Consider the following 11,349-nt stretch of genomic DNA (forward strand, 5'->3'; position numbering starts at 1 on the left):
GGTTAGGAGGGGGTTGAGATAACTCTAATAAAATCAACCCCCCTCTAACTCCCCCCAAATTTGGGGGGAGAATTGAAAAGAAAATTATACTATTTTTGCAAGAACCTCAATCGAAAATAATTCCAATAAAACAGGAGGATAAACGAATGCAGCGTCAACGCCGAAGAGATTTTTTGCGCCAATCGGGAAAAGGGTTGATTAGCCTGACGGCGGGAGCCATGCTTTTGGGAAGACCGGAGCGGGCCATTTGCGCCAACGAGAGGATTCGGTTCGGAGCCATCGGCTTGGGAGGAAGAGGTTCCGCTCTAGTGCGGGGTTTTGCCTTGGAAAAAGACGTGCAGTTCGTCAGTCTCAGCGATCCTGATGGACGGCGCGGCGGCGATTTGTTCGACATTCTGAAAAGCGAACATAATTCCGCCTTGACTCGCGAGGACGATTTCCGGCGCATTTTGGAGAACAAGGATATCGACGCCGTCATCGTAGCCACCCCCGATCACTGGCACGCGTTGCCGACGATTATGGCCTGCCAGGCGGGTAAGGACGTTTACGTCGAAAAACCCGCTTCCCACAATATCTGGGAAGGCCGCAAGATGGTGGATGCGGCAAGAAAGTACAACTGCATCGTACAAGTAGGAACTCAAACCCGCAGCGCACCTTACGCCATCAAGGCGCTGGAATACATTCAAAGCGGCGCACTAGGGACGATTCCCTTATGCAAAGTCTATAATCTGAAGTCGGGCGATCCATATAAAAAATCTCCCATCAGCGAACCGCCTCAAGACGTGAATTGGGATCTCTGGCTCGGCGCCGCGCCCTTGCAGCCTTACTGCGAAAGCGCAATGAGAGGCGGGTGGCTTTATTCCTGGGATTTCTGCGGCGGCGATATGGGCAACGACGGCATCCACCAACTCGATCTCGCCCGGATGCTGATCGGCAAAGAATACCCCAACGCCGTGCATTGCACTGGCGGAAACCTCGCATATCAAGACGACCGCGAAGTTCCCGATACGCAAGCGGCAACGTTCGATTACGACGATATGATCATGACCTTCGAAATGACGAATTACCCGCCCTATATGGCCAAAACGACCGTCGATTTTCGAAATACCGATCAATATCCCTATTGGCCGCAAAACTCCACCCGGATCGAGCTCTACGGAACCAAACAACTCATGATCTTCGGAAGGCACGGCGACGGTTGGCAAGTTTATACCAATGACGGCGAAGTCGCCGCTCAGGGCAATGGTCCATTTCCCGATGGAGCGCACCGCGAGAATTTTCTTCAATGCCTCCGCAGCCGCCAACTTCCCAACGCCGACATCGAGAAAGGCCATCGCAGCGCCATCCTGGCTCATCTGGGAAATATCGCCTACCGCACGGGCAAGAGAAAATTGCTATTCGACGGGAAAACGGAATCGTTCCTGGGCGATGAATCGGCTAACCGGCTTTTGAAGCGCGACTATCGCAAGCCCTATGAAATTCCGGAGCAAGTATGATCGTTCCAGACAAGGGAATCGATTCATTTCTTTTTCGTCCGGCTATCGACGATGGGTTGCCGTCATTTTTTTTTTCGCATAATATTAATAACTCATGTTACGCACGATGGGAATTTAAAGGAATTTCTTCCTATCGTCGTTTGAATCACGAAAACACGAAATGAAAAAGAAAAACACGAAAAAAAGAATCCATTCGTTCACCCGCCGTTGAAACGGCGGCCATTGTCGTTTGCCCCTTTAAAGGGGCATTTAGTAATAGCCCAGCCTTTCAAGGCTGGGATGAGAAACTTTGTGGAATTAAAGCCTTTTGGCGATTCAAAAGAGCAATAATCCTCAAAATCCAACGTTTTTTCGAACAATTTTTTAGATAGCGCGAAAATACTGGTTGCGTAACATGAGTTAGTAATAGCATTGGAATATTGAATTATCTTATTTGCAATTGAATTTGGGAATGAATTTCTTCGAACGCCTTCAAACCTATTTTATTGTTGGCTTATCGTTGACGTAGGAAAAGGAAGAAGGCGGCCGGAATTTCGCAAGAGTTTAAACTGATCGAATTGGATTCGATTCCATAAAAACTATAACTATATTTAACGTAGAGGGGAGCCATTATGAGCGAACATAATTTTTCACGCCGTATCTTCTTATTGGGTTCCGCCGCTGGATTGGCGGGGTGCAGTACGGTTCCGTCTTTGAAACGGATGGGCTATAAATCGCCCAATGAAAAACTGAATTGCGCCGCCATCGGCGCGGGCGGCAAGGGGGAAAGCGATATCGGTCCCTGCAAAGGCGAGAACGTCGTCGCTCTTTGCGATCCCGATTGGCGCCAGGCGGCGAGATCGTTCCGCAATTTCCCCGACGCGAAAAAATACAAAGATTTTCGCGAGATGCTGGATAAGGAAAAAACGCTCGACGCCGTTACAGTCTCGACGCCGGACAATGTTCACGCCGTCGCCGCCATGGCTTGCATCAAGCGTGGATTGCATGTTTACGTTCAAAAGCCGCTGACGCATGACATTTACGAAGCGCGCATGTTGAAAGAAGCCGCCCGCAAGTATGGCGTCGCCACTCAGATGGGCAACCAAGGTCACTCGGAAGAAGGCATCCGCGTCTGCTGCGAACTCATCTGGGCGGGCGCCATCGGCAACGTCCGCGAAGTGCACGCTTGGACCAACCGCCCTATCTGGCCGCAAGGCATTCCCAATATGCTGGATGCGGAACCGATCCCTGAAGACGACGAGGGAAAACCCTCGATCGATTGGGATGTCTGGTTGGGACCGGCGCCCTACCGTCCCTTTAACCATGCGTATGCTCCCTTCAACTGGCGCGGCTGGTACGACTTCGGCTGCGGCGCTCTCGGCGACATGGCCTGCCATATTCTCGACGCTCCCAACTGGGCGTTGATGCTGTCGGGAGGACCTACCAGCGTCGAGTGCATCAAAATCGAAGGCCGGAATAAACAAACTTTCCCCAATAAATCCATCATCAAATTCGAATTCCCCGCCCGCGGCTCGATGTGCGCGCTCGATCTTTATTGGTACGATGGCGGCCTATTGCCTCCGCGTCCGGCGGATATTCCCGAAGACGTCCGATTGGGCGAAGGCGACAACGGCTCGCTCTTCATCGGCGATAAGGGTTACCTCACCACCGGCACTTACGCAGGCGGGACGCGGCTGCTTCCCAAGGAATTGGACGACGCATGGAAAGGCAAAGCGCCGAAAGTCCTTACTCGCGCTCCAGGCAACAATCATCATCAGGATTGGCTGCGGGCCTGCAAAGGCGGAGAGCCTGCCGGTTCCAATTTCGACTACGCCGCTCCTTACACGGAATGGATTCTGGCCGGAAGCATCTCTACGCGTTTCGAAGGCAAGTTGGAATACAATGCGGAAAAGATGCGCTTCACCAACAACAAGGAAGCCAATCAGTACGTCAAGCGCCAATACCGCAAAGGCTGGAGCCTGAACATGTAATCTACATTCAATCTTATCAACAAACGAAGCGGCCCTCGCTAGCATGACGAGGGCCGTTTTTCTTTCTATGCCGGCAAATCCTTTTTTACAGGAATTTACAGTTGAGAATTCGTTCCCGTGATACTATTCCGTTTGGATGGGATTATCCATTTACCTATAAATCACGATGATGGAATGAATTCCCCGATGCAGCGACGGCTAGACGCTTCTTCACGTTTTTGGCGTTCTTTTTCATTTCTATTTCTTTGCGCCTTGGCTTACGGAGTGGAATCTCCGCCTGTACGTTTCGGGAGAGCCGATATCTGCATTTCCGATATAATTTTTCAAAAAGAATTTCTCTCTCAAGCCGATCCTATCCATGCCTTGGTTCAATTCGCTCAGCCGCTCGCTCCCGGCGATCGCCGGGAGTTGGAAGCATCCGGCGTGCGCTTTTTACACTATATCCCTGAAAACGCTTATTTCATCTCCGCCAATGCGGAGAAGATGAATGCGCTGCGTCTAGCGCCGTCCACGGTAGGCGCAATTCCGGTTCCCGGCGAGTTGAAACTGGATTCATCCCTCCAACGAAAAGCAGAGGCGGCGAAATCGGCGGCGAGAAATAACAATCCTCCCGAATATATGAATCTCAAAATCGTTTTCTTTCAGGATACAGCCTACAAACAAGCTAGCCGGACGCTGCTCGCGCATGGAGCAATTCTTGAGGCAGCTCGGCAGGGATTCGATTATCATCAAACCATCGATTCCGTCTCTTTGCCTTTGGACGAGATTCAATCGCTGGCGCAGGAGGATATCGTTTTCCTTATCGCCGAAACCGATCCGCCCAACGTTCCCTGCAATTTGATCGCTCAAGATACGTCCAACATCGACGAAATCCAGCCTAGAGGGGGAACAGGCTATAACCTCGACGGTTCCGGCGTAACGGCGGGCGTCTGGGATTCGGGTGGGGTTCGCGTTACGCACGAGCAACTGCGGGGGCGAGCCGTTCAAGTGGACGGCGACGCTCCCAATTATCACGCCAGCCACGTCGCGGGAACCATCGCGGGCGGCGGCAAGGGAAATCCGACGGCGGAAGGAATGGCGCCGAACGCGAAACTGCTGTGTTGGAACTATATCAATGATCTTCAGGAAATGCAGAGAAACGCCGATAAAATTACCGTTTCCAACCATTCCTACAAAGCTAGCGCCGGATGGGAATACGATCCCCAAACTAGCTTGTGGCATTGGTACGGCGATCCGGAATTTGATTCTTCCCCATCTCAACTCTTTGGGCGATATTCTTCTCGCACTCACGCTTGGGATCGCATCGTCTACGAACAAAACTTGATCGCCGTGTTAGCGGCGGGCAACGACCGGGACGGCGAAACGCCGCTGCCGGGGACGGCGTACGTTCTCAACCAGGGGCCGGAAATTTCTATGATTTCCCGCCCAAAGGATGGCGGCGCCAATGGGTATAACACCATCACATCGCTGGGCGCCGCTAAAAACGTCATCACGGTGGGCGCGATCTACGACCTGTTTCGCGAACCGCCCAAGCCGGACGATTCCAGCATGACCGATTATTCCAGCTGGGGACCAACGGCGGATGGCCGCGTGAAGCCCGATCTTGTCGCCAACGGCGCGGGATTATTATCCATGTCGTCGAATTCGGACTCCGCTTACGAAAGCATGGGCGGCACATCTTCCTCCGCTCCCGTCGTCGCCGGCGCTATTGCCTGCCTGACGCAGTTATACCGCCAGCGCTTTGGCAACGCCGATCCCGATGCGGCGGGGATGAAATGCATATTGATCCACACCGCCATCGATGGGGGATCGAACGCCGGCCCCGATTATCGCTTCGGTTGGGGACTATTGGATGCGCGGGCGGCGGCGGATTTCATCCTGCTGCACGGCAATCTCGGCCGCTATCTCGATTACGGCGCCTATCTCGGCGATCCTATCGTTTACGAGGCATCGTATATTGGCTACGGCCCGATTACGGCTACATTGGTTTGGACGGATCCGCCGGGCGTTCCTGCAACCGGCGCTATCGGGAGCGATCCTCCCAATGTTATCAACGATCTTGACTTGTTGCTTACCGGTCCGGGCGGAACCTATTATCCCTGGACGCTCGATCCATCTTATCCCGATCAGCCTGCTCGCCAGAACACAGAAAACCACCGCGACAACGTGGAGCAAGTCTTTATCAAAAAACCTGCTAAAGGCGCTTACTCCCTACGCATTCAAGGACGAGTAAATCTGGGCGATTCGCAAGGATACGCCCTTTGCATCACCGGTTTGCAACTCACGGGCCGGAAACCCCGCCTTGCGATTCTCAGCCCCAAAGCGGACAGCGTCGTCGACGGCGGCGTTTCCATTGCCGTGCAGGCGGGAAGCGGTGCTGGCGTTTCACGCGTCGTTATGAAAGCCGACGGCGCCATTCTGGACGATCCAGCGACGTCCGCCAAGGAGGGCGACGTTTTTCTCTTCCCATCCCCAGTGGAGACGACGCAGACGGCGGTTTGGGATTCTTCCAGAGCGGCGAACGGCGAACATGTCTTAGAAATATCGGCCACGAGCGCCGACGGCGCATCCACAACAAAAAACATCAGCGTATTCGTTTACAACGAACCGGCATCGCCTTTGTCTCTTGCAACAAACGCTTCTCCCCTCATAGGAAGAATCTGGCCGGAATCGGACGGGGATTGGTATACGATACAACCGTCCGTTAACAGTTCGTACATCATTGAAACGCACGCCTTTCCCGATCAAATCAGCCCGGACACCCATATCGCGCTTTATGGCCCATACTCCAGAGAACTCCTCATCGCCAGCGACGACGACGGCGGAATCGGAACCTTTTCCAAAATCGTACGCAATTTGGAGAAAAATCGAACTTATTATCTAAGAGTAACCGGCAACCAATACGAAACGGGATTTTATTCCATTGATATCAAAACCAATTTGGCCAGCGTCGAAGCATGGCAATTGTATTGATCCGCTTTCCTCTTGCATTGAATATCCCTAAAATAAAAAAGTGGATGAATGAAGCAATAGTATTTTGAGGACGTCGTCATGATGGATCAAAATCGAAACCAAGCAGAAATCGTATGGAAGATTCTATTATTAGCCAGCATCCCCACTGCGCTTATTGGCGTCGTACTTTTTTTCCTTATGGATAAGATCTCGGCGGCGCCATTACTATAGCCGGAGTAATGGACTTTCTCATCGGTTTTTTCGGCGCGAAGCGCTTCAAGAAAAAATAGGATGACAATCCAAACAGCGGCTCTAGCGCGGATAAATGGGGCGCATAGTGGAATTATATGAAATGGGATGCGATTCGGCAGCGGTGGGCGGAGCGGTCTGCTCGCGAAAAACGCTTCTTAAGGGCGCTGTTCGCCGCCTTGGTTCTCTATACGGTTTATCAATATATCGAAGGAACGTTCGTATTCAACGCCGGAACCTTCGAACAGGATTTCACCGCTTATTACGCCGCCGCTATGGCTCTAAACCAGGGACAGCCTATTTACAATTCCGGCCCCTGGCCGTTATCGCGAGACAATCCTCTGATCGGCGTTCCCGTAATAGACGGGAAGAATCCACGCCCCCATCAATATTATCTTTATCCCCCTTTTCTTGCCTGGAGTCTGCGGCCATTGTCGAGGCTGCCCTTTTGGACAGCGGAATGGATTTGGAATATTCTCATGGCGGCGGCGTATTGGCTGGGAGCCGTTATGTTTCTCCGTTGCGCCGCCCGCAGCCTCTTAAGCCGCAGCGAGACGGCGGCGGCTTTGATCCTTGCGGCGTTTTGGGCGCCGATGTTTTTGGCATTCCGCGTGGGACAGATTACCATCATGGTGATGGCGGCGTTGGCGCTGCATTACGTCTGGGCCATTAACAAACGCGATGGCCTGTCAGGTTTGGCGTTGGGAGTGGCCGCCGCGCTGAAAGTAACGCCGCTCTTCTTTCTGCCGCTATGGTTCTTTTGGCGGCGTTGGAAGATCGTTGTAAGCGCGCTGATTACTCTCATTATCATTTTATTGATTACTGGATGGCGGCAAAACCTTCAATTTGTGACGGGGATAATGCCGCAAATCTCTTTGGGAGAAAATCATCCCATTAATCATACCTTAATGGGCGTCTATTTGGGACAAGTTTTAAAAAACTGGGGTTGGTTAAACGCAGACGATTATCGTTCCATCGCGGTTGCGCATACGCTCATGCGGCTTTTGCTGATGGCGGGCTGGATCGCAACCTGGTGGGGAGCATGGCGGCCTCACGACGAAAGAACTGTATCGTTGGGCTTCGCTTGCGCCTTAGCCGCTTCCATCATCTGGACGCCGGTGGCGCGGCTGCACGATTACATTTATCTCTATCCGGCGCTGATTCTCCTTTACATCGATCTAAAAAAAGCGAATTCTTGGTTGGGCTGGGCTATTTTGGTTTTCTCCATAGCGGCGCTGACAAGAAATCTATCTCCCTGGCTGGAGATGTTATCTTTCGACGCCATTTCGCGAGAAATCCTGATTCGGCCTCATTTGATGGCGGCGGGCGGAATTTGGGGATTCACGCTCTACCGGCGATTGAGGTTGCTTTATGGACGTTGAACATTCCCGCTTCGCATTTATTCGCCGCCGCGCCCTAACCGCGCTTGGCTTAATCGCTTTATTGGCGTTGGCTTTATGGCTGAGAATCGATTCGCTGGATTGGGGAATGCCATTCCGATTGCATCCCGACGAATGGAAATACGTTTCCGGGGCGGCGAAATGCCATCAGGGAGAATGGAATCCGAAATATTTCCGCAATCCTCCCGGCTTCACTTACCTTAACGCGTTATTTTATCCCCTCTGGCTGCGGCTGCAGACGCCGGTGGAGGTTCCCGCCTGGCTGGGCATCGACCCCCAATTCCTCAAGCCTTCGGATAATATCGAAGCGGAATATTTGCATCGTCCCTTCGATTTGACGATGGGATCGCGGATGCTCGCCGCCATTATGGGCGCGCTCACCGCCGCCGCCGTTTATCTATTGGCGAGGGAGAGATGCTCGCAGCCAATCGCCATGATCGCCGCTCTGCTATCGGCGGTTTCGTTCGCCAATGTCCGCGAGAGCCATTTCGCGGTGAACGACTCGTCTATGACCTTATTCTTGACGTTGTCGCTGTGGCTGGGACTGTTTTCGATGCGCCGCGGCTCGTTCCGACTCAGCCTCGTCGCTTCGGCGTTGGCGGGAATCGCGGCTGCCATGAAATACAGCGCTGCGCCGTTGGTTCCCGTCCTTATGGTTTTCTGGGGCGCCGCGAAATGCCAAACGGAAAAGAAAAACAATTGGAAATCGTGGATGCTTGAACTCCTCGCCATTGGCGGATTGTCTCTCGCTTGCTTCTTCGCAATCTGTCCTTTTCCCATCTCCGATCCTTCCGCCTTCTGGCCTGACTTTTGGGAACAATATCGCCGAGCCAATATTTTAGCGCCCGGCCAGGAGAAGACCGGATTCGCTCTACTCGCCCTCAATTCCTTCCTTGTCAGCGAAGGATGGGCGTCGGTTATTCTGGCGATCGTAGGCTTTGGCGTCCTCGTTAAGCAAAGAAGATGGGAATGGCTTATATTCCCGCTGCTGTTCTTTGCCGTATTGGCGAAGCATTCTATGTTCTTCATTCGTTATTGCATGCCCATTATGCCTTGGATTTCTCTATGGGCCGCCGTGGGGATTGACGCTTTGGCGCAGCGGGCGAATCGACGCTTCGCGGCGGTTCTGCTGGCAAGCGCATTAACCATCGCTTGCCTTATCGAACCGTTGGCGAAAGATATTCGCGCCAACTGGCTGCTGAAACAAACGGATACTCGCATCGAATGTATGCGTTGGTTTCTCGAAGAAGGAAATAAGAACGGACTAATGGCCGTCGATCAATACAGCATTCCCATAAGTTATAAAAGCGTCAGCGAACCGTTGACGAATCCCTTTCGCAACTTTATTTGGATCGATCGATTGCCTTCGAAAGATTTGACGAAGTTGGATGCGATCGAGAACGCCCAAGCCGCTTACATAGCGGTCGGTACATTCGCCGCCTTTCCCGGCGGTTTTCCCGATTCCTATGAAGAACGAAGAACAGCGATTAAAACATACGCGGGCGGGAACAAACCGATAAAACGATTCATCCCTTTCGAAAAAGAATGGAATCCCGCTCCCGCCGATCTGGAAGATACGTATACGCCCGTTTCAAATTTATGGGGAAGAAATCAGCCGGGTCCGGCGATCGAGATTTTTACGATGTCTTATCGCAATCAACAATAGCATTCGTAGAATGTTTACCCTTTAATTTCACTCGAATTGCTCTTGCTGCATCCCATACAACTACGAATGTAAGGCAATACAGGAACAGGTCTCCGATTTTGGCATACAACGAACGTTTTTCCGGAATAAAAAGAGGAAACGACTTTATCGCGCGATCTGCGGGAGTAGTTTCGGAACCGGTTACAGGCTCGCCGGTAGTGCGAATAAATGCGCCATATCCTCGATTAGTGGATCGCGCCAAGGGAATGCGATATTCAACGGCGCAAAACTTGGACATGGCGTAATCGACATAAGGAATGGAAGTTTTATTGAAAGAATAGAAACTGGACATATGGACAATAACATTCCCGCCCAAGCGGATTCCGCTGCGGAGATGCTTTTGGCTATGCAGATCGTAACAAAGCGCGGGAATGTACAATGTTCGGTTATCAATAGGAAGTACTTTTTCCTCATTCCCAGCTTGGTAATGGTCCTCTTTTCTACCGGTTAAAAGAGGATGCGGCGAAGATTCGAAGAATGGAATCAGGGCGGTTTTTCGATACCTCATGGCTTCCGTTCCATCGGGCAAAATAAGCCGCGCCGCGCAATATTCGATCGCAGGCGTCGCATCGTGGATTTCTTCCATTGAACTGTATAGGATGGATTTCTGGAGGCGGGACGCCAGCGATGAGACTTTCTCATGTAATTTCGATTCGTTTTTACGAGTAACTTGAATCGGCAGTTCCGGCCATACGATGACGGTTGCCTGCGGAAAGCGCTTTGCGGCCAGTTCGGTCATTTCGGCGGCGGAATAACCTCCTTTGGGATTCTGCCGCAGCAGCGAAGCCAACGGTTCATTCGGCAGAAAGCGTGTTTCCAATACAGCGATGTTTGCATAATGGCCATCCACCACCAGTTCCAAATTCTTTTGTTCACGAATACGATACATGCCATAACCGGCAACAAATGAAACTGTCAGCAATAAGCAAAGAGTATATTTTAAAAACTGCCTTCGATCCTGCCAAACGAAATATAAAATTTCCGCCGACAAGAAATTGACGAATAGCGTTAAAAAGACGACCGCATAAACACCTCCCAAGTCGGCGGTTTGTATGGCGATAGGCTGATCGTGGATCATCAGCGCCGGATTGATCGGGAAAACGGCGGGCGTCCAGGCGATCAAAACCGTCAACCATGCGGCGCTATAGAAGGTAGTTAAGATTCCATTGTCCCGCCGATGCGGCGATGCAAAACTAAAAACAACAAAAGGGAAAAAGAAGCAGGAAAAAAAGAGAACAAAAAACAAAGCGGAATAATGCCAATGGACGAACAAATCGAAGATGATTTTCCCGAAAACGCCCCATTTCTCCGGCAGACAATACCAACCGCCGAACATCAATCCATGAACGATTCGTTCCTTCCAACCCGCCCGGCGCAGAGCCAAAAACCAAAAAGAAAAACATATCCAGGCCAATGTAGAATGCGCGCCGATATTGGGAAAGGCCATCCACGACAGAAAACCGGATATCTGCGTCAATAAAAAGCGGTTCCAACAATTGGAACCGCTTACAAACAACTTGATTGTATGGCTAACCTTCATTCAGTTTAATTCCCTGGTAGAAAAAATTTCAAAACCG

Annotated in this window: 6 protein-coding genes; 5 read left to right on the forward strand and 1 reads right to left on the reverse strand. The window is 51.6% G+C overall.

Annotation, left to right across the window (positions count from 1 at the left end):
* Window positions 1-146 precede the first annotated feature (146 nt).
* From AB1656_00885 to AB1656_00905, 5 genes are all read left to right on the forward strand, one after another.
* On the forward strand, window positions 147-1,496 hold the full coding sequence (locus AB1656_00885) for a Gfo/Idh/MocA family oxidoreductase (protein MEW6233916.1): 1,350 nt from the start codon (window positions 147-149) through the stop codon (window positions 1,494-1,496).
* A 611-nt stretch (window positions 1,497-2,107) separates the two neighbouring features.
* The gene (locus AB1656_00890; protein ID MEW6233917.1) at window positions 2,108-3,466 is read left to right on the forward strand and encodes a Gfo/Idh/MocA family oxidoreductase; all 1,359 of its coding nucleotides are present in this window, start codon (window positions 2,108-2,110) and stop codon (window positions 3,464-3,466) included.
* A gap of 186 nt (window positions 3,467-3,652) precedes the next feature.
* Window positions 3,653-6,439, forward strand: a complete 2,787-nt coding sequence (locus tag AB1656_00895; GenBank protein ID MEW6233918.1) for a S8 family serine peptidase — start codon at window positions 3,653-3,655, stop codon at window positions 6,437-6,439.
* A gap of 326 nt (window positions 6,440-6,765) precedes the next feature.
* Complete coding sequence (locus AB1656_00900) at window positions 6,766-8,049, forward strand: glycosyltransferase family 87 protein (GenBank protein ID MEW6233919.1); 1,284 nt, start codon at window positions 6,766-6,768, stop codon at window positions 8,047-8,049.
* Entirely contained in the window at window positions 8,039-9,733 is a 1,695-nt protein-coding gene (locus AB1656_00905) for a glycosyltransferase family 39 protein (GenBank protein ID MEW6233920.1), read from the forward strand. Before AB1656_00900 ends, AB1656_00905 begins: the two co-directional genes overlap by 11 nt.
* Here AB1656_00905 and AB1656_00910 read toward each other — a convergent pair.
* A complete protein-coding gene (locus AB1656_00910; GenBank protein ID MEW6233921.1) occupies window positions 9,705-11,312 on the reverse strand; it encodes a nitrilase-related carbon-nitrogen hydrolase in 1,608 nt (535 codons plus the stop codon). The two genes, AB1656_00905 and AB1656_00910, sit on opposite strands and share 29 nt — an antisense overlap.
* Between the last annotated feature and the right edge of the window lie 37 nt (window positions 11,313-11,349).

The organism is Candidatus Omnitrophota bacterium (assembly GCA_040755155.1).
GTDB lineage: Bacteria > Hinthialibacterota > Hinthialibacteria > Hinthialibacterales > Hinthialibacteraceae > JBFMBP01.